19 protein-coding genes are annotated in these 17,277 nt (G+C 54.5%); 2 read left to right on the top strand and 17 right to left on the bottom strand.

Features of this window, described 5'->3' with window-relative positions; translation table 11 throughout:
* A partial coding sequence (locus HOLDEFILI_RS12970; protein WP_006060211.1) for a PhoU domain-containing protein occupies positions 1-817 on the top strand: 817 nt, incomplete at its 5' end.
* A 137-nt stretch (positions 818-954) separates the two neighbouring features.
* Here HOLDEFILI_RS12970 and HOLDEFILI_RS12965 read toward each other — a convergent pair.
* From HOLDEFILI_RS12965 to rpsU, 14 genes are all read right to left on the bottom strand, one after another.
* Positions 955-1,926 (bottom strand): hypothetical protein, encoded by a 972-nt coding sequence (locus HOLDEFILI_RS12965; RefSeq protein ID WP_006060210.1) that lies wholly within the window; start codon positions 1,924-1,926, stop codon positions 955-957.
* 196 nt (positions 1,927-2,122) lie between these two features.
* Positions 2,123-2,764 (bottom strand): phosphate signaling complex protein PhoU, encoded by a 642-nt coding sequence (gene phoU / locus HOLDEFILI_RS12960; protein ID WP_006060209.1) that lies wholly within the window; start codon positions 2,762-2,764, stop codon positions 2,123-2,125.
* Positions 2,765-2,783: 19 nt separating this feature from the next.
* The gene (gene pstB, locus HOLDEFILI_RS12955) at positions 2,784-3,539 is read right to left on the bottom strand and encodes a phosphate ABC transporter ATP-binding protein PstB (protein WP_006060208.1); all 756 of its coding nucleotides are present in this window, start codon (positions 3,537-3,539) and stop codon (positions 2,784-2,786) included.
* 12 nt (positions 3,540-3,551) lie between these two features.
* Positions 3,552-4,112, bottom strand: a complete 561-nt coding sequence (locus HOLDEFILI_RS20280) for a PstA family ABC transporter permease (RefSeq protein WP_006060207.1) — start codon at positions 4,110-4,112, stop codon at positions 3,552-3,554.
* Positions 4,109-4,789 carry a hypothetical protein gene (locus tag HOLDEFILI_RS20275; RefSeq protein ID WP_244264331.1) on the bottom strand — a complete coding sequence of 227 codons (681 nt, stop codon included), beginning with the start codon at positions 4,787-4,789 and terminating at the stop codon, positions 4,109-4,111. Before HOLDEFILI_RS20275 ends, HOLDEFILI_RS20280 begins: the two co-directional genes overlap by 4 nt.
* Positions 4,786-5,727: a phosphate ABC transporter permease subunit PstC gene (pstC, locus tag HOLDEFILI_RS12945; RefSeq protein ID WP_006060205.1), complete on the bottom strand. Its 942-nt coding sequence runs from the start codon at positions 5,725-5,727 to the stop codon at positions 4,786-4,788. The genes HOLDEFILI_RS20275 and pstC overlap by 4 nt, the downstream gene beginning before the upstream one ends.
* Positions 5,728-5,803: 76 nt before the next feature.
* The gene (locus HOLDEFILI_RS12940; protein ID WP_006060204.1) at positions 5,804-6,751 is read right to left on the bottom strand and encodes a substrate-binding domain-containing protein; all 948 of its coding nucleotides are present in this window, start codon (positions 6,749-6,751) and stop codon (positions 5,804-5,806) included.
* Between the two features lie 287 nt (positions 6,752-7,038).
* Positions 7,039-8,352 carry a sensor histidine kinase gene (locus tag HOLDEFILI_RS12935; RefSeq protein ID WP_006060202.1) on the bottom strand — a complete coding sequence of 438 codons (1,314 nt, stop codon included), beginning with the start codon at positions 8,350-8,352 and terminating at the stop codon, positions 7,039-7,041.
* Positions 8,353-8,367: 15 nt separating this feature from the next.
* On the bottom strand, positions 8,368-9,039 hold the full coding sequence (locus HOLDEFILI_RS12930) for a response regulator transcription factor (RefSeq protein WP_006060201.1): 672 nt from the start codon (positions 9,037-9,039) through the stop codon (positions 8,368-8,370).
* 3 nt (positions 9,040-9,042) lie between these two features.
* Positions 9,043-9,990 (bottom strand): PhoH family protein, encoded by a 948-nt coding sequence (locus HOLDEFILI_RS12925; protein WP_006060200.1) that lies wholly within the window; start codon positions 9,988-9,990, stop codon positions 9,043-9,045.
* A 17-nt stretch (positions 9,991-10,007) separates the two neighbouring features.
* Positions 10,008-10,958: a sporulation protein YqfD gene (locus HOLDEFILI_RS12920; RefSeq protein ID WP_006060199.1), complete on the bottom strand. Its 951-nt coding sequence runs from the start codon at positions 10,956-10,958 to the stop codon at positions 10,008-10,010.
* Complete coding sequence (locus tag HOLDEFILI_RS12915; protein WP_006060198.1) at positions 10,948-11,145, bottom strand: YabP/YqfC family sporulation protein; 198 nt, start codon at positions 11,143-11,145, stop codon at positions 10,948-10,950. The genes HOLDEFILI_RS12920 and HOLDEFILI_RS12915 overlap by 11 nt, the downstream gene beginning before the upstream one ends.
* A gap of 124 nt (positions 11,146-11,269) precedes the next feature.
* Positions 11,270-12,235 carry a DUF6930 domain-containing protein gene (locus HOLDEFILI_RS12910; RefSeq protein WP_006060197.1) on the bottom strand — a complete coding sequence of 322 codons (966 nt, stop codon included), beginning with the start codon at positions 12,233-12,235 and terminating at the stop codon, positions 11,270-11,272.
* Positions 12,236-12,422: 187 nt separating this feature from the next.
* The gene (gene rpsU / locus HOLDEFILI_RS12905; protein ID WP_020223152.1) at positions 12,423-12,602 is read right to left on the bottom strand and encodes a 30S ribosomal protein S21; all 180 of its coding nucleotides are present in this window, start codon (positions 12,600-12,602) and stop codon (positions 12,423-12,425) included.
* 269 nt (positions 12,603-12,871) lie between these two features.
* On the opposite strand from rpsU, the gene HOLDEFILI_RS18520 reads away from it, so the two are divergent.
* On the top strand, positions 12,872-13,693 hold the full coding sequence (locus HOLDEFILI_RS18520; protein ID WP_050766989.1) for a helix-turn-helix domain-containing protein: 822 nt from the start codon (positions 12,872-12,874) through the stop codon (positions 13,691-13,693).
* 153 nt (positions 13,694-13,846) lie between these two features.
* Here HOLDEFILI_RS18520 and deoC read toward each other — a convergent pair whose 3' ends face one another.
* Genes deoC through mtaB form a run of 3 tightly spaced genes read right to left on the bottom strand, consistent with a single transcriptional unit; the run spans position 13,847 to position 17,266 of the window.
* Positions 13,847-14,515: a deoxyribose-phosphate aldolase gene (gene deoC / locus HOLDEFILI_RS12895; RefSeq protein WP_006060193.1), complete on the bottom strand. Its 669-nt coding sequence runs from the start codon at positions 14,513-14,515 to the stop codon at positions 13,847-13,849.
* Positions 14,493-15,968: a UDP-N-acetylmuramoyl-L-alanyl-D-glutamate--2,6-diaminopimelate ligase gene (locus tag HOLDEFILI_RS12890; protein WP_006060192.1), complete on the bottom strand. Its 1,476-nt coding sequence runs from the start codon at positions 15,966-15,968 to the stop codon at positions 14,493-14,495. Before HOLDEFILI_RS12890 ends, deoC begins: the two co-directional genes overlap by 23 nt.
* Positions 15,965-17,266 (bottom strand): tRNA (N(6)-L-threonylcarbamoyladenosine(37)-C(2))-methylthiotransferase MtaB, encoded by a 1,302-nt coding sequence (gene mtaB, locus HOLDEFILI_RS12885; protein WP_167317152.1) that lies wholly within the window; start codon positions 17,264-17,266, stop codon positions 15,965-15,967. The genes HOLDEFILI_RS12890 and mtaB overlap by 4 nt, the downstream gene beginning before the upstream one ends.
* Between the last annotated feature and the right edge of the window lie 11 nt (positions 17,267-17,277).

Genomic DNA, 17,277 nt, shown 5'->3' with positions numbered 1-17,277 from the left:
CGTCGTGCATATCTTATTTAAGATCGTCGGCGTCATCGTTTATCTGCCGCTGCTGAACGTCATGTGCAATTTCATCAAGAAGCTGATTCCGGGCAACGAACCGGAGCGGATTGAAATCAACCTCGACGACATGGACGCCGGGATCGCGCATCAGATGCCGACGGCCGCGCTGGCCATTGCCAAACAGGCCGTTCTGAAAATGAGCACAGTCGTCGATGCCGCGGTCGACAAAGCCCGCGACTTCATGAATACGCGCGGCGGTTCCGATGAGAAGGAACTCGTCAATCAGACCGAGGATTTGATCAATTCCATCGACACCAAGATCACCAATTACCTGATGAGCGTTTCCAAGGAAAACCTGAACGATCGGGATATGCAGGATTTCAACCTGCACCTGCAGGTCATCAAAAACCTGGAGCGCATCGGCGACCTGTCGGTCAACCTCGTCGAATTCTTCGACATGGTGCATGAAGATAAAAACGACTTCAGCGACGGCGCGAAAAAAGACGTGCTGGAAATGTTTGAGCTGTTCAAGCACATGCTGAACACGTCGATTGCAATTTACCGCGATGAAGACTACGCGCAGTATTCCGCGCTGATGGAAGATGAGAATTACATGGATTTGCTGGAATACAAAGCCCGGCAGAAGCATTTCGACCGGATGGCCCGCAACGAATGCGCAACGGCTGTCGGCGGCAGCGTCTACTGCGATATTCTGGGAAACCTGGAACGTATGGCCGACCATTGCTGCAACATCGCCCGCTGTTCAATCGAAGCCTCCTCAAGCAAGGAAGCGCCGGTGCTCGAGCATCACTGATCCCGTCTACAAAACAAACAAAAGAAGCTGCCTTGACCGGATCGCTCCGGAAAATCAGCTTCTTTTTTTCATACCTTTCCAGTTTCTTTTTATAATCGCCAGACCGCTCAGATCCTGCGCTTCCTACAATAAACCGATTATGAATACCGGCCAGAGCGTGCCGTCAGCCATCCAACTGCGGCGCAGAGTCCAAAGCCCGCCGCGATCCAGCCGTACAGATGAAACAGATCGGTATACAGGAAATTCGTGTAGTAATTCCAGGCTGCCCCCTGCAGCTGGTTGACCAGGATGATCAGAACCGGAATTTCAAGCACCGCGATCAGACCGGTCATACCGCAGCTGCGCCCCAGGATATTCAAGGCGGAAGCCGCAGGCGTCTGTTTTTTCTGCCGGCGCACTTCGTGGAGCGTCAACGCCAGCGCGGCCAAGGTGATTCCGGCAGCAATCCCGATAATCTGTCCTGACCGCTGGTTCGCCAACGTATCAGAAACCGTGCTATCCACGGCGATCGGCTGCTTGATGAATGTCATGTCTGGAAATTCCTGACGCAGCTGATAAATCAAGGCGATCCAATCCGACGGCTGTTCCGCAAAGAACCACAGAATTGCGGAAGTCCCGCTTTGTTCCACGCTGTTGTAAAACGGTTCGACCCGAACGTCCGCGCTTTGAATCATCGTCATGTGCGGCGCCGATAAATCCTTCCGGTCAGCCGTATAATAGACCGGCTGCGCCTGGTTGAAACTGATCTGCGGCGTTCCGGAAACCGGAAACAAATCATGCAGCGGATTTTTCATCCCGCCGTAATAAAAGCTCAGCCCGGATTCAGCGTCCGGCTTGACCTCCATTACCGCCAGCTTGCGGGCATTCAGCCGGTCTTCCTCGCTGGCTTCACTTTCCTGACCGACCGCGATCAGTTCCGCGATCCGCTCGCGCTGACGCGCCTGCTGCCCCGCGGTAAACTGAACTTCGTAACAAGCCGACGCATACCCCGCCGACGCCCATTTTAAACGCGGCATTTCCGCCATCATCTGCTTTTGCGCACTGGACTGGAACCCTTCAATCGTCGCAATCAGCGCCAACGTCAGTCCCAGCAGAAAGAGTTTTTTCATGTCTTCACCTCTTGAGTTTACCCTCAGTATAACGAACCCGACCCGCGGATGTCAATGTTCTGCGAAGAAATTCCCGCGAAGACCCGGAAGCCCGTTCCCCGTAAGACATGATCTCAAAATCCCACTTGACGCGGGGTTATCCTTTGCTGAAAGCAAAAAATCCCGCGCTTTAGCGGCCGGGATTCCTTACGGGCCTTCATCCGAAATCAATGTGCTGCCCTTTTACCTGATAGATCAGGTGCTCGCAGATATTTTTAGTATGATCGCCGGCTCGTTCAAAGTTGCGCAGCATCGCGACTAACGGCACGACATGTTCCATCTGCATTCCCTGCATAACGGCGGTTTCAATCTGTCCGGACAACTCGGCAAACTGATCGTTGATCTGTTCGTCCTGCTGCGGAATCCGATACGCCTGCGCGACATCCTCCTTCTGATAGGCGTCCATCGCCGCGTCCAGCATGGCCAGAAACAACCGCCCGATCGCTTCCGCCTGTTCGCCGACAAACGGAGGTTCCGCCGGGCCTTTTTTGATGACGTAGTCCGCGATGTTCTTGGCGTAGTCGCCGATCCGTTCCAAATCCGATGCGATTTTAATCCCGGCGATCACTTTGCGCAGATCCGTGGCCACCGGGGAAAGCAGCGCCAGCACCGTCTGCGCCTGATCGTTGATTTCCTCCTCCAGATGATTGACGAAGTCATCCATGTAGATTAACTGCAGCGCCTTTTCTTTATCGCCGCTTCGAAGAATGTCCAGCGCCAGCTCGTGCATCGTTTTCACCTTGCGGTACATCTGCAGGATCAAAGCCTGGAATGCGGCGAGCGATTCATCCATTTTCATAACTTATTCCTCCTGATTCCTAGCCGAACCGGCCGGTGATATAATCCTCAGTCCGCTGATCCGCCGGTTTGGAAAAGAGCTTGCGGGTCGTGTCGGCCTCTACGATTTCACCGAGCAGAAAGAACGCTGTATCATCGGAAACCCGCGAAGCCTGCTGCATCGAGTGCGTTACGATGACGATCGTATAGGTTGTCTTCAGCTGCTCGATCAGCTCTTCGATCTTCGCCGTGGCAATCGGATCCAGCGCGGAGGTCGGCTCGTCCATCAGAATGACCTCCGGTTCCATCGCGATCGCCCGGGCGATGCACAGCCGCTGCTGCTGACCGCCCGAGAGCGCCAGCGCCGAGTCGTGCAGGCGGTCCCTGACCTCCTCCCACAGCGCCGCCGATTTCAGCGAGTGTTCCACAACGCCGTCCAGCACTTTCTTATCGCGGATTCCCTGACAACGGGGACCGTAAGCGATGTTGTCATAGATCGACATCGGAAACGGGTTTGGCTTCTGAAACACCATTCCAACCTCCGTGCGCAGCTGGACGACATTGGTTTTCGAATCATAAATATTCTCGCCCAACAGGCGGATTTCACCGCTGATCCGGCAATTTTCAATCAGATCGTTCATCCGGTTCAGACACCGCAGAAACGTCGATTTGCCACATCCTGAAGGACCGATCAGCGCGGTGACCCGGTTCTTGCCGATCGTCAGATTCAGCTGTTTCAGCGCCTGTTTTTCACCATAATATAAATTCAAATCTTTTACTTCAAAACAAGTTTCCATAACGATTCCTTTCTAGCGGAAGCTTTTCTGCAGCCGCCGCGAAAGCAGCTTGACCGTCAGATTTAAGATCAGCACAAAGATCAGAATGATGATTGAGATCGCGCAGGCCAGTTCAAAGTTAGGCTGCTCGCCCGACATCACCGACCAGATGTGAACGGCCAGCGAAGTACCTTGCTTTAACAAGCCCGGCTGATCGTTAATAAAGGTGCCCATCGTATAGATCAGCGCCGCCGATTCGCCGACCACCCGGCCGATGCTTAACAGAATCCCGCTGAGAATACCCGGCATCGCGCAGGGCAGCGTGATCTTGAATATCGTCTGAGTCTGGCTTGCACCTAACGACAACGACGCGTCGCGCAGACCCTGAGGTACAACCCGCAGCGCTTCCTCAGTTGAACGGATGATCGTCGGCAAAAGGATGATCGCCATCGTCAGCGCGCCCAGCAGAATATTCGTCGTCTTTGCCCCCATGGCCGCGGTAATCGGAAACAGCACGCTGACGCCCATTAAACCATAAACGATCGAAGGGACGCCGGTCAGCGTTTCAATCCCGGTGCGGATCGCGGCATTCACTTGTTTTTTTTAGCCATTTCGCTTAAATAGACAGCGCTGGCAATGCCGATCGGCAGCGCGATCAGCAGCGATACCAGAATTAAGTACGCGGTGCTCACCAGCGATCCGCGGATGCCCCCGCCCGGTGTCTTGATAAACATCGACGTCAGCTTCGCCGCGGACTGATCCAATGTTTCCGCCACTTCAGCAGCGCTTGCGGAAGCGAGCATACCGGTGAAGTCCGCTGTTCCGGAAGCGTTGGTAAAATCAATTTTTTCCACCTGCAGCCCGGCGCTCATGGCGACCGGTTTCCCCTGGTTCGCCCCGGCGCTGGTATCCACAGCTGATGCCAGCGGCGAATTCTCCGCCACGGTTTCGATCAGGACAAGCTGTTTCTTTTCATGGGAAAGATGGTCGACAAAGCCCACACCCCACTTTTCGCTCCACGCCACCTCAGCACCGAGATTTTCCGGACGCGGATAGCTCCCGGGCTGATTGCTTGTTTCATCCAAAGCCACGATCTTGCTGAGGGACCAGTAATCGCTGCGCAGCAGATCCGCGTTGATCAAGGACAGACCATGACTGAAAATATACACAAACAGACTGGTCAGCACCACAACGGCCAGCGCTGCGCTCAGCACCGTCAGCAGCTGCAGAAAACGATCGCTGATCACACGCGGCATCCGATTGGTTTTCACTGTCCATTCCCCACTTTCTTCTTTACCCAGTTCAGACTGAGATTCGACAAAAGGATTACGACCATCAGCACCAGACCGACGGAGAACCGGATATCGTAATCCAGTCCGGTTGTTTCCTTCAATCCCGCCAGCATCGTCGAGGTCAGCGTGCGAGTGATGTCGAACAGATTGAACGTCGGGCCGAACAGCTTGTTGCCGGCCACCATCGCGACCGCTGTCGCTTCGCCAAACGCCCGGCCCAGCCCCAGAATTGCTCCGGCGAAAATCCCTGACTTAGCGCTGGTCAGGACAACTTTGAAATGGGTCTGCGTCGCCGTTGCTCCCAAGGCCAGCGACCCCAGCTCCAGATCCGGATCGACCGCTTCGATAGCCGTTACCGCCAGCGAGGTGATCGTCGGGAAGATCATGATCGCCAATAACAGAATCACCGCAAGCAGCGAACTGCCCCCGGCTGTACTGACCCCCGCCAGCGACGCCAGCCCTTTCACCAGCGACGTAATCACCCCGGCCGCAAAGACACCGTAGACGACGCTGGGAATCGACGCGAGCAATTCCACCACCGTTTTCATCAGCGGTTTAACCGGCTTGGGTGCGATCTTGACGATGAACAGCGCCGTCAGCACCGCGATGGGAAAGGCCAGCAGCAGCGCTCCAAAAGCGGAGATCAGCGTATTGATCACGATGAATCCAACGCCGTAGACGCCCTGATCCTGCCGCCACAGCGTTCCTAACAGGAAATCTTTCAGCGATACGGAGCCATAGGCATAGCCGGGTAAAAACGGCTGGATTCCTTTCATCAGAATAAACAGCGTGATCAGCACGATACAGCTGCCGGAAATCAGCGCCGCCAGAAAGAAAACGGCTCTGACCGTCCGGTCCGTTCTCTGCTTACGCCGGGCCTGGCCGGGGCGGATTCTCGCTTTCAGATTGCTTTCCATAACCTCATCCTTCCTTCGAAACGAAACCGCTCCGCCGGCAAATCCGCCGGGGAAGCGGTCGCATCCCGTTTACAAATTACTGAATCTGATCCCAGGACGTCACCGTGCCGGTAAAGATATCGTGAACCTGAGCCTGCGTCAGATTGGCAACGGCCGTATTTGCTTCATTGACAATCGTCACCACTGCGTCAATGCAATACTGACCTGAAGCCATCGCCGTTGATGTGTCTTCCTCGCCGCTTTTGAAAGCCCGCGAAGCAAAGCCGATATCCGCGCGGTTAGCACCGTCTTTTTCCGAACCGAGGACGCGCTTGTAGCCGTCGCCCGAACCGGTCTGGTTCATCGTGAACTGGAAGTTACCCGCCAACGGCTGGAACGCTTCCAGCGCGGCTTTCAGCGTTTTCTCCACAGATGTCGAACCACAGGTCGCGATTATGATCGCCGAATTGTCTTCGTTGACGATCGGATGATTCGCCGCCAGTTCCGCCCAGGCTTTCCCCTGGCTCTTATCGACAACGCCGCCGGCCTTTTCCACCACCAGCATGCCTTCTGTGGAATTCTGCAGGAAGTCTAAGAACGCTGCGATCAGCTGTTCTTTCTCCGCACTTTCATAGTCACCGGCCGCCCGGGTTGTGAAGGCAAACGGACGCTGCATGCCATAGGTTCCGTCCAGAACCGTCGCTTCGCTCGGCGCCACGCCTTCAAAGTTCAGCGGCTTCACGCCGTTGGCCGCAAAATCCGTGGACAGCGACACATAACCGATGCCGTTTTCATCCGCTCCAACCTTGGTCGCCATATCCCCGTTGCTGGAAACTTCAATGGCAGAGGACGTCAGCTGTTCCGCAAAATCTCCGGCTTTTTCAAACGCTTCCCGTGTACCGGAAGTCGCGTCGCGGGTATAGACGTTGATGGCTGCCGCTGCGGACGGCGTGGCCGTTCCTCCCTCGGATGGCTCTGTCTTGGGTGCTGTGCTGCAGCCAGCGACAAGCAGCGCTGTCAGTACGAATACAAATAATTTCTTCATTTCAATTCATCCCTTTCTTGAACAGTTCCCAGTTTACTGCGCTACGATTAACAGAAAATGAAGCTTGCGTTAAGAAACGGTTAAAAAATAAATTTTCCGAAACTCTCCCAAGGGGAAAAACAGCTTTCAGTTGGCAGGTTGGCTGCCAAATCATGAATCAAGGCTGAAAAACGAATGTTTTCTATCAGAACATTTCTTTTTTCATTTACATCCACCGCTCCCAGCGGAAAACAAGCACAAAAAAAGCCAGGGAATCCCTGACTGAGGACGATCGTTTCCAGCGGCTTTCAGCTTGAAGCGCCGGCGTTTGTGTTCTGCGGCGAAGGTTCTGGAAGGTGTGGAGAATGTTCCGCAGGCAAAGGGTGATCCGCCGCGTCGGAACGAACCGGCAACCGGATGACGAACTGACTGCCGCAGCCAACCTCGCTGTCAACCTCAATCTCGCCCTGATGCGCGCTCACGATCGCCTTGACGATCGCCAGACCTAAACCGCTGCCCCCGCTGGCCCGGGACCGGGATTTATCCACCCGGTAAAAGCGCTCAAAAATCCGGTCCAGATGTTTGGCGTCAATCCCGCAGCCGTCATCGCTGACCGTCAGCACCAGCCAATGATCCTGGCGCCGCGCCTGCATGCGGATATGCTCAGGCTGGCTGTGCGCCAGCGCATTGTTCAATAAATTGGCCAGCGCCTGATGAATTTTCTGTTCATCCAGCCAGAACGTTTCATGGGTTTGATCCTCCGCCTCCACGATCACGCCCTGACTTTTTGCCTGCGGCGCCGCCTCCTTGATCAGACTGTCAAACAACCCGCTGAGCTCACAGGGCGACAGCTCCAGCGCCAGCGTACTCATGGATAAGCGCGACAGCTTCAACAGATCGGCGACTATCATTTCCAGCCGCTTCGTTTCCTTTTCAATCTGGATATGAAAATCCTTCATCGTCTTGGGATCATCAAAATCATCCCGATTCAGAATTTCAATCATTCCCTTGATCGCCGCAATCGGTGTTTTCAGCTCATGCGACGCATCGGCGATGAAGCGTTTCTGCATTCGTTCCTTTTCCATCGCCTGCGTAATATCCTGAAACACCAACAGACATCCGGTAAACCGGCCGTTCTCCTGAATCGGCACGGACAGGCACTGGAAGTCGACATTGTTATAGCACAGATTGCGCACGATCGCATTCTCACTCAAATACGCTTCCTTCAAAAACAACTGCACCTCGCCGGCGATCCGCTCGTCGCGATATGTGAATTCATCCTCGCCTTCTTCGCTCAGAAACCGGCTGAATCCTTCATTGTATAAAATCAGATGACCATAGGAATCCATCATGGCTAACGGGGAGGGGATATTCGTCAGGATCGTCATGATCTGCTGCTGCTTCAGCGAAGCATCCTTGGCCGAGCTGCGAACCTGCGTTTTTAACGTCTGTTCTTTCGTCCGCATCGTTTCGCGCAGCGTGTCCTGACTGTGCCACAGCAGCGCCATCGCGACCAGTCCGAGCAAGACCAGGGCGCTCCAGGCTTCCAATAAGCCCTGGGCGCAGAACAGCGCCAGACCCGCGACGGTGACGATCAGAATTAGAGCTTCACTCGTTTTCATGCTTGTCCCCGCCGTTTATGCCTGGACTTCGAGTTTATAGCCGATCCCGCGCAGGGAGGCAATCTTCACGCCGCTGCCCTGCAGCTTATTGCGCAGCTTGAAAATGTGGACGTCAACGATCCGGGTATCCCCGTCGTAATCAAAATCCCAGATCTCGTTGAGGATGTTGTCGCGGGATAAAACGATCTGCGGATTGCGCAGCAGATATTCCAGCAGCTCAAATTCCTTTTTCGTCAGGCTGACCGGCTGACCGTTGACCGACACTTCCCGGCTTCCCAGATCCATCGTCAGGCCGCCCATTTCCAGCACCCGCCGGCTTGTTTTGACAATCCGTTTGACATGCGCCTGGATCCGCGCTAAAAGCTCACGTGGGGAAAACGGTTTGGTGATGTAATCGTCGACGCCGGCCTCGAAGGCTTCCAGAATGTCTTCTTCCTCATCCTTCGCCGTCAGCATCATCATGACGCTGTCAATGCCTTTGCCGCGGAACAGCCGCACCAGCTCAATCCCGCTGATTTCCGGCAGCATCCAGTCGATGATCATGATATCAAAGCTTTCGTTCAGCCCCTTTTCCCGGGCGCTGGCGCCGTCCGGGCAGCCGGTGACGTCAAACCCGGCGTTTTTCAAATCGTAGCTGATCAGGTGGCGGATGCTGTCCTCATCCTCAATTAAAAGAATCCGCGGCATGCTCTATTCCCCCTTTTCACCATAGCGGTCAATGATTTTCTGCACCAGCGGATGCCGTACGACATCGTCGCTGGACAGCTGCAGCACACCGATTTCCTCAATCCCTTTCAACAGGCCGACGGCGTCCATCAGACCGCTGCGCTGGGATTTCGGCAGATCCACCTGCGTCACATCGCCGGTGATGATCATCCGCGACTGAAAGCCCAGCCGGGTTAAAAACATTTTCATCTGGGCCGGCGTCGTGTTCTGCGCTTCGTCCAGAATAATCACGGCATCGTCCAGCGTCCGCCCGCGCATATAAGCCAGCGGCGCGATCTCAATCGTACCTTTTTCGATCAGCTTCTCTGTCGTTTCCGCGCCCATCAGATCATGCAGCGCATCATACAGCGGGCGTAAATACGGATCGACTTTTTCCTTCAGATCACCGGGCAGAAATCCCAGACTCTCCCCCGCTTCCACTGCGGGCCGGGTCAGAATGATCCGGTGAATCTCACCTTTCTTCAGCATACTGACGGCGTAGGCCACGGCTAAATAGGTCTTGCCCGTGCCGGCGGGGCCGACCGCGAAGACGATTGTTTTCTTTTCCATCGCTTCGATGAAGCTGCGTTGACCCTCGGTTTTCGGCGATATCGCCTTGCCGCTATGGGTGCGGGCCAGCACCTTGGACTTCAGATCGCCCAGATCGACCGCCTGCTGCTTGCGCTGCGTGCGGACTAAGTATCGGATTTCCTGCTCGCTGATCTGTTGGGAACGCCGGATCATCTTCAGCATTTCCTGCAGAATCTCCGCCACGGCTTCGGGATCCTGGCAGCGGATCGTAAACTGATTGTCGCGGAAGACAATCTCCGCGCCGTACAGTTCGCATAAGCAGTTCAGATTGCGGTCTTGGTAGCCGATCAGTTCAGCCGCTTCCGACGCGCTCAGATGTTCCATCGACAGGACATAGGTCATGGTTTTCCTCCTCGAATTTAAGGTCGTGTCAGATCCTCCAATAACGTATAGTGGATCTTCATCGTTATTGTACCCGCATTCCTGTCAAAAAGTAAAACATTTTCTTTGATAATTTTCTCATCCTCCTGCAGCTGCTCAGCGATCTGACTGCGGCAGTCCATCAACAGACGAAAAAACGCCAGCGCGTCATGCAGCGGAAAATCCGGTGCGTCTGACAGCGAGCTTTCCACGGTATACCAGGTGTAGCCGTAAACCTTACCCTTGACATAGAGCGGCTGAGGCACCTCGAAGGCGTCCTTCAGTTCATTGTCGATCAACAGATCCCCGGGGTGAACGATCTCGTTGATTTTGACCTTTTTCTCCCCGTGCTGAACGTCAAAACGCACGACCATGCCTTCCTTTTGGGCATAGATGGGATCGTTAGTCAGCTGCGGAGTTTCAACGTATTCCTTATCCGTAAACTGAAGCTGAATCCGCGAGCCTGTGCGGGTGACCTCAGTCCAGCCCAGGCGATCCTCAAAGCTTTCCTTGATCAGAAATTCAATCGTTTCCGCCAGATTCTGATCCACGGTGAAAAACGGCGCGGCATAACCGTTCTCCGCCAGCTGCTGCTCGATCTGGCGCTGCAGGGTTGGATCGGTGCCGGTCACACTGACCTGAACGATGCAATGGGAATAAAACATCCACAGCGCTGCCGCCAGCGCGACAGAAAACAACCGCAGCGGCTGATGGAACTGGTGCAGCAAAAAACCAGTGACGCCGCTGGTCCCCAGGCATTCCGCGTCCTGAAACAAGCTGGTAATCCGCCGCCGGCTCGTCACCGGCGACCAGAAAACAAGCCCTTCCGACGTCAGTTTCAGTTCCATGACCTCGATATCCTGGCGCAGGCATTGATTGAGAAAAAACGTCAGCGGTATTTTCAGCCGCCAACAGTCCATGCCGAACAGAAAAGGCAGTCTATTCCGCATCGAACTTCACCCGCCTGATCTGCCCGGAAAGAATGATTTCGTCGGCGCTGAACACCCGGATATGAAGGCCGCTGCCTTCGACGATCATTCTGCCCTGTTTGGACTCGGTAATAATTTGTTCGGGACTGACGAGGATCAGCCGCTCGAAGTCTTCGATCATGGCCTGTTTTTCACTGACTGTGATCATCGCGCACACTCCTTCCTCTGATGTAGGTTATGCGCCAGGACAGGCAAACATGAAAAAAGCGTCCGCAAAGGACGCTGAGAGGTTAAGATCCAGTGAGATCAATAGGACGGCGAGGCGTCCGCCGTTAATTCATCGATTCCGGAGTTGCCAGCGGCGACAGGGCGGCCGCCAGTTCTTCGCTGAGCTGTTCCGTCAGAATCAGATGCTCCACATGAACGATCCGGATCCCCAGCCGCTGGGCCAGATCGGCCAGAATGAATTCATACAGCCCATGGTTGACCTGAAGGCGGGCAGGAATCCCGGCGATCAGGATAAATTCACGCAGCGCCTCTACCAACGCCGTACACAAATCTTCACGTTTGCGGAAGCTGAATTCAATATGCGTCTGATGCCGGTTGGAGCACACCAGCACTAACATCCTGAATGCGACCGCGGTGCCGTGTTCCGCTTCCAGCGGATCGATCAGGCTGACCACATCCAGCTGTGCGGTTTCCCGCGTATGTTTGAGCTGACTGAGCTTATCGGCTGCCGCTTCGTCGATCATACAGGCCGGGCCTTCGATCCGCACAGCGCCCTCTTTCGGCACTAAACGCCAGCTCTGATCGCTTAATTGAGCCGCTTCCACCCATTGTTCATCCGTCGTTTCCGGACCGTTGTACGCTGCGAGGATTTCGCTCAGCGCTTCAACGAGCATGCGGGTTTCCTCAATCCAGCGGGAGGAAGGACGCACCTCCAGCAGACCGCAGTGAATATCGTTGATAAAGACCTGCAGGCCGTCCTGCTGAAATAAAGCGACCTCCGCTTCCTCCGCGCAAAACGGCCGCCACATGATCCGCCGCGACGCCTGAACCGCCATGTGGTAGGAATCCTCCTGGGCCAGCGAATTGCCAACCAGCTGATCCCAGTCGTCATCGCAGATTTCCAGCACTGTTTCTTCCCCCATCTGTAAAAACGAAGCGCACACCGGCGCGTCAAACAGCGGCAGCTCCAATTTGATGTTCATCATTTCCCATTGCTTATCCCGCCACTGCTGATAGACATGCGCTAAGGCCTGCTTAAACTGCTGGAGTGCTTGTGTTGAACTTTGCATTGTGACCGTCCTCCTTGATTTTGATGATATTCTCGATTCTGGTTCAGATCGTTTTTCGATCTGCCTTGATCACACTTTCTTTATTTTAATTCTTTTTCCTTGGATCCCCGGCTGCCAACACTGAGGATTGAATAATCATCCTCCGCTGGCCAATCCACATCATACGAAAAAAGAAGCTTGCGCTTCTTTATTTTGAACGTCTAGCCTTTCTTGCAGCCTCCGACTTCAATTTACGACGGACGCCTGGTTTTACATAAAACTCTCTTTTGCGAGCCTCAGCAAGGGTTCCGTTGCGAGAAACCTGACGCTTGAAACGACGTAATGCGTCATCCAATACTTCGTTCTCTTTTAAGACAACTCTTGGCATACTTACCCTCCCTTCTGATGCAAGCAGATATATTATAACCAAACCATCCGAAAAAAGCAACCTTTTCGGAACGATTTGAGGAATGTTTTTCAAGAATTTTCATTCGTTATTTCTTACAAGTAGACTTAGCCGAGCCAGCTTCAAAATGACAGCGCTTTCAACCAATAAAATTCCACTCTCCGCCCTGGCGATTGACGGATTCTACCAGAGGTCGATTGTAATCTTTCCGCCAATCTTTTATGATAGAGGCAATGACGGAGGACAAAATCATGCAGAATCTGACTGAAGAACGAACCGGACAGCTGATCCGTGAGCTGCGGTTAAAAGCCGGCTGGACACAAAAGGAACTGGGAATGAAAATCGGCATCTCCGACAAAGCCATTTCCAAGTGGGAACGGGGATTGTCCTTTCCGGACATCACACTCTTACCGCGTCTGGCGGAGGTCTTCCATGTGAGCGTCGGCGAGATCATCAGCGGGCAGCAGCTCAGTGAACCCGCATTGAATCCGGAGCAGCTCGATGACGTAGTGGCCGACACGCTGGCCTATTCCCAACGCGACAGCTTTTCCAAAGTCAAGCGAATCTTCTGCCTGATCTTCCTGCCGCTGATCTTTTCCGCCATGTTTCTGTGCGCCGTGATCAATCTGGCGGTCAATCATCAGCTCAGCTGGGCTCTTTATCCGATCGGCGCGCTGGCGATTGTACTCGCACTGACGCTGGCCTTGATTTTGCCAAAACACTGGCGGTTGGAAATTGTGATGGGCACCCTGGAAATTTCATTGATGATCTATCTGGCGATGATCGAACAGCTCAGCGGCACTTCCGGCTGGCTGATTCCGCTGGCTTTGCCCATCAGCCTGGTCGCCGTGGTCTGTCTGTATCTTCTGCTTAAACTGTGGACCTGTCTGAAACGCAAATGGCAGATTCTTGCCGGATCAATGCTGATCCTGGCGCTCGGCCCCGCCCTTTCGATCCAATTCCTCTTAAGCTGCAACGGGATCTCGCGGCCGATGACTTCGGACTGGATTCTCTTAGGCAGCCTGTTGAGCGCTGCGGTCCTCTTTCACTTCATTGATCGGGCGCGACGCTGATTTATTCCAAGCCTTGCGTCAGGAAGCTTCCAGGCAGTCTCGGTCAATCTTGAAAGTCCCAATCTAAAAAAGAGGAAGTTTTCAGCTCCCCCTTCGTTAACCGGCAATGCCGGTTTTTTATTTCTCCTGGCTTACGAAATGCAAGAACAGCGGTTAATAACCCGTGGCTTCCTGTCCTGCTAACAACGCGACACCGCTGGAGGTTCCGATCCGGTCGGCGCCCGCTTCGATCATCGCCTTTAAATCGTCAAAGCAGCGCACGCCGCCGGCCGCTTTCACCTGGCAGACATCGCCGACCGTCTGTTTCATCAAACGCACGTCTTCCACGGTTGCGCCGCTGGTCGAGAATCCCGTCGAGGTTTTTACAAAATCCGCGCCCGCTTCCATGCAGGCCTTGCAGGCAAAAACCTTTTCTTCATCGCTCAGCAGACAGGTTTCAATAATGACTTTCAGCGTATGCGAGCCCGCCGCTTCCCGGACCATCTTGATATCCCGGACAACGCCGTCATGATCGCCGTCCTTCACGCCGCCGATGTTGATGACCATGTCAATTTCATCCGCGCCTTTTTCAATTGCGTCGCGGCATTCAAACGCCTTGGCTTCGCTGGTCATCGCCCCCAGCGGAAAGCCGATAACGGTGCAGACCTTGACGTCGCTGCCTGCCAGCTGCTGCTTGCAGAAGGGAATCCAGCAGGGATTGACGCAGACGGTCGCAAAATCATGTTCGCGGGCTTCGGCGCACAGCTTTTCCAGCTGGCTGCGGGTACTGGCAGGTTTCAACAGGGTGTGATCAATGTACTTATTCAACGGTTTCATCTTCATCTTCCTCCTCCGTTTCAAAATAATACTTGCGCAGGGCGTCGCGGACCGCTGCCGGATCGCTCATCCACGGCTCCCGGCCGAATTCCCGGTAAATAAAGGTTTCGTCGCCCTTGCCCAAAATCAGGATCGTATCTCCGACATTGGCCACTTCCACCGCCTGACGGATCGCGTCATAGCGGCTTTCAATGATAATGCGGTTGGTCTTCTGGATGCCTGCGGCAATTTCTTCAGCGATCTGAATCGGATCCTCGTCGCGCGGATCGTCTTCGGTTAAGATAATCAGGTCGCAGTATTTATCCGCAAGCTGACCGAAAACCGGCCGTTTTTTCGTATCCCGCTTCCCCGCGGAGCCAAACACGGAAATAATTCGTTTCTCCTTCGGCGTGATGGCGGACGCAAACTTGAAGATCTGTTCCAGGCCGTCCGGAGTATGCGCAAAGTCGACGATGATGTTGAATGGCTGACCTTCCTCGATCCGTTCCATCCGGCCTTCGATCTGCGGAATCGTGTTGAGCTGTTCCAGGATCTGTTCGATCGGCAGACCGCCCTCGTGCAGCGCGGCGATCACCGCCAGCAGGTTATACAGATTGAACATTGCGACCAGATTGGTCTGGACTGGATATTCGCTGCCATCATGAACTAAAGTAAAAATCGTTTTATCCGCGTTAAGCTGAATGTCCTTCGCTTCATAATCCGCTTTTTCCAGTACACCGTAGGTAACAACGCGGGCCGGACAGTCGGCGACGATCGCCATGCCGTGAGGATCATCCTTGTTGGTAATCGCTGTGCCATCCGGCTTCAGCTGGTCGAACAGGCGTTTCTTCGCTTCAAAGTAATTCTCCATCGTCCCGTGATAATCGAGATGATCATGCGTCAGATTCGTAAAAATCGCGATGTCGACATCCACGCTGTCCGTGCGGTGCTGTTCCAGACCGATGCTGCTGATCTCCAGCGCACAGGCCTTCATCCCGGCCTGCGCCATGTCGTGCAGAATCTGCTGCAGCGGCACGATGTCCGGCGTCGTCAGTAACGGCGGCAGCTTTGTGTCGCCATACTCGATCGAAATCGTGCCGATATAGCCGCAGGCATAGACCGGATTCAGCAGATTGCGGATCATGCAGGCGATTGACGACTTGCCATTGGTGCCGGTCACGCCGTAAACTACCATTTTCTTTGACGGATAGCCGTAAAAGCAGGCCGCGACCTGATTGAGGGCCGCGGTGACGTCGCGCACCTTGATGTAAACGACATTCGCGTTGTTGCGCTTGATATCTTCGCTGTGAACAACGCAGACCGCGCCGTTTTTTATAGCTGCGTTAACGTAACGGTGACCATCGTGAATCATTCCTTTAATACAGAAGAAGATGGAGTTGGGCAGCACATCCCGGCTGTCCACCATCAGATTTTCAATTTCAATGTCCGGAGCGTTGTCAAACAATGCGGATAATTTCATTTTTCCTGACCTCCTTGCGCCTGCGCTGCCAGCTGATCCCCAAGCATGTGCGTGCAGCGGGCCACAATCCGTTGTCCGCTGGCAAATTCGCCGTCGATCTGAACCGGCAGATACTCACTGCTGTGTCCGAACGCAACGCCGTTTACACAGGTTTCGATAATTACGTCGACATCCTTGCCAATCCAGCTGCTTTTTACCGCATAATAACTGTTGCGGGAGAATTCGCCGACCTGCCGGGCCCGCTGCTTCTTCACCTCTGATGAAATCTGACCGCTCATCCGCTGCGCCGGGGTTCCGGTTTTCGGGGAGAAAGGGAAGACGTGGATGAAGCTGAACTGAATCTGCTTCAGAAAGGCCATCGTCGCGGCAAACTCCGCTTCGCTTTCCTGCGGAAAACCAACGATCAGATCGGTGCTGATTGAAATCCCGTCAATCCGGGTGCGGATTTCTTCGACCCGCGCCATAAACTGCGCCGTCGTATACGGCCGGCCCATCCGTTTCAGCGTCGCGTCGCAGCCTGCCTGCAGCGGAATATGCAGATGCCGGGCGATCTTCGGCTGTGTTTCCATCAGTGTCAGCAGCTCATCAGTGATCTCTGTAATCTCGATCGACGAGATCCGGATTCGTTCCAGCGGTTCGATCTCACACATCCCGCGGATCAAATCGCACAGGCTGGTGTCTCTATCTTTCCCATACCGGCCGGTATGTATCCCGGCCAGAACAATTTCCTTATGCTTCTGCGCCAGCCGCCGCGCTTCCTTCAGCGCTTCGTCCAACGGCAGCGAGCGTTCCCGGCCGCGGGCATACGGGATGATGCAGTAAGCGCAGAACTGGTTGCATCCATCCTGCACCTTTAAGTACGCGCGCGTCTGATGTTCAAATTCATCCAGCGGCAGCATTTCAAACTCGGCAGATGTCCGCACGTCATGCAGCTCGACAATCGGCTCACGGCGCTGGCGCAGCGCTTCGTCGATCAGCTGCGGCAGTTTGTCCTTGCCGCTGGAGCCGACCAGAATATCGATCTTTTCCTGCTCGGCCATCTGATCCGCCTGAATCTGGACGTAACAGCCCACAGCGCATACCAGGGCGTCCGGGTTCTGCCGGCGGGCCTGATGGATTTTCTGCCGGCTCTTGCTGGCGGCGGTATTGGTCACCGCACAGGTAAATATGATGTAAACGTCGGCTTTCTCCTTGAAGTCCACCGTCTGATAGCCGCGCTGCCGCAGCGCCTGAGCGGTGCTTTCCGACTCATAGGCGTTGACCTTGCAGCCCAACGTTGATATTGCGACACTCGCCATGAATTCGTCCC

Origin of the sequence: Holdemania filiformis DSM 12042, from assembly GCF_000157995.1 — a bacterium.
Lineage (GTDB): Bacteria > Bacillota_I > Bacilli_A > Erysipelotrichales > Erysipelotrichaceae > Holdemania > Holdemania filiformis.
Note: the sequence above shows the minus strand (reverse complement) of the source record. Positions and strands in the feature narration are given on the sequence as shown.

What these genes read in the sequence shown, in the direction of transcription:
- HOLDEFILI_RS12965 (WP_006060210.1), bottom strand. Translation starts at nt 1,926, where the DNA reads ATGAAAAAACTCTTTCTGCTGGGACTGACGTTGGCGCTGATTGCGACG.
- phoU (WP_006060209.1), bottom strand. Translation starts at nt 2,764, where the DNA reads ATGAAAATGGATGAATCGCTCGCCGCATTCCAGGCTTTGATCCTGCAG.
- pstB (WP_006060208.1), bottom strand. Translation starts at nt 3,539, where the DNA reads ATGGAAACTTGTTTTGAAGTAAAAGATTTGAATTTATATTATGGTGAA.
- pstC (WP_006060205.1), bottom strand. Translation starts at nt 5,727, where the DNA reads ATGGAAAGCAATCTGAAAGCGAGAATCCGCCCCGGCCAGGCCCGGCGT.
- HOLDEFILI_RS12940 (WP_006060204.1), bottom strand. Translation starts at nt 6,751, where the DNA reads ATGAAGAAATTATTTGTATTCGTACTGACAGCGCTGCTTGTCGCTGGC.
- HOLDEFILI_RS12935 (WP_006060202.1), bottom strand. Translation starts at nt 8,352, where the DNA reads ATGAAAACGAGTGAAGCTCTAATTCTGATCGTCACCGTCGCGGGTCTG.
- HOLDEFILI_RS12930 (WP_006060201.1), bottom strand. Translation starts at nt 9,039, where the DNA reads ATGCCGCGGATTCTTTTAATTGAGGATGAGGACAGCATCCGCCACCTG.
- HOLDEFILI_RS12925 (WP_006060200.1), bottom strand. Translation starts at nt 9,990, where the DNA reads ATGACCTATGTCCTGTCGATGGAACATCTGAGCGCGTCGGAAGCGGCT.
- HOLDEFILI_RS12920 (WP_006060199.1), bottom strand. Translation starts at nt 10,958, where the DNA reads ATGCGGAATAGACTGCCTTTTCTGTTCGGCATGGACTGTTGGCGGCTG.
- HOLDEFILI_RS12915 (WP_006060198.1), bottom strand. Translation starts at nt 11,145, where the DNA reads ATGATCACAGTCAGTGAAAAACAGGCCATGATCGAAGACTTCGAGCGG.
- HOLDEFILI_RS12910 (WP_006060197.1), bottom strand. Translation starts at nt 12,235, where the DNA reads ATGCAAAGTTCAACACAAGCACTCCAGCAGTTTAAGCAGGCCTTAGCG.
- rpsU (WP_020223152.1), bottom strand. Translation starts at nt 12,602, where the DNA reads ATGCCAAGAGTTGTCTTAAAAGAGAACGAAGTATTGGATGACGCATTA.
- HOLDEFILI_RS18520 (WP_050766989.1), top strand. Translation starts at nt 12,872, where the DNA reads ATGCAGAATCTGACTGAAGAACGAACCGGACAGCTGATCCGTGAGCTG.
- deoC (WP_006060193.1), bottom strand. Translation starts at nt 14,515, where the DNA reads ATGAAGATGAAACCGTTGAATAAGTACATTGATCACACCCTGTTGAAA.
- HOLDEFILI_RS12890 (WP_006060192.1), bottom strand. Translation starts at nt 15,968, where the DNA reads ATGAAATTATCCGCATTGTTTGACAACGCTCCGGACATTGAAATTGAA.
- mtaB (WP_167317152.1), bottom strand. Translation starts at nt 17,266, where the DNA reads ATGGCGAGTGTCGCAATATCAACGTTGGGCTGCAAGGTCAACGCCTAT.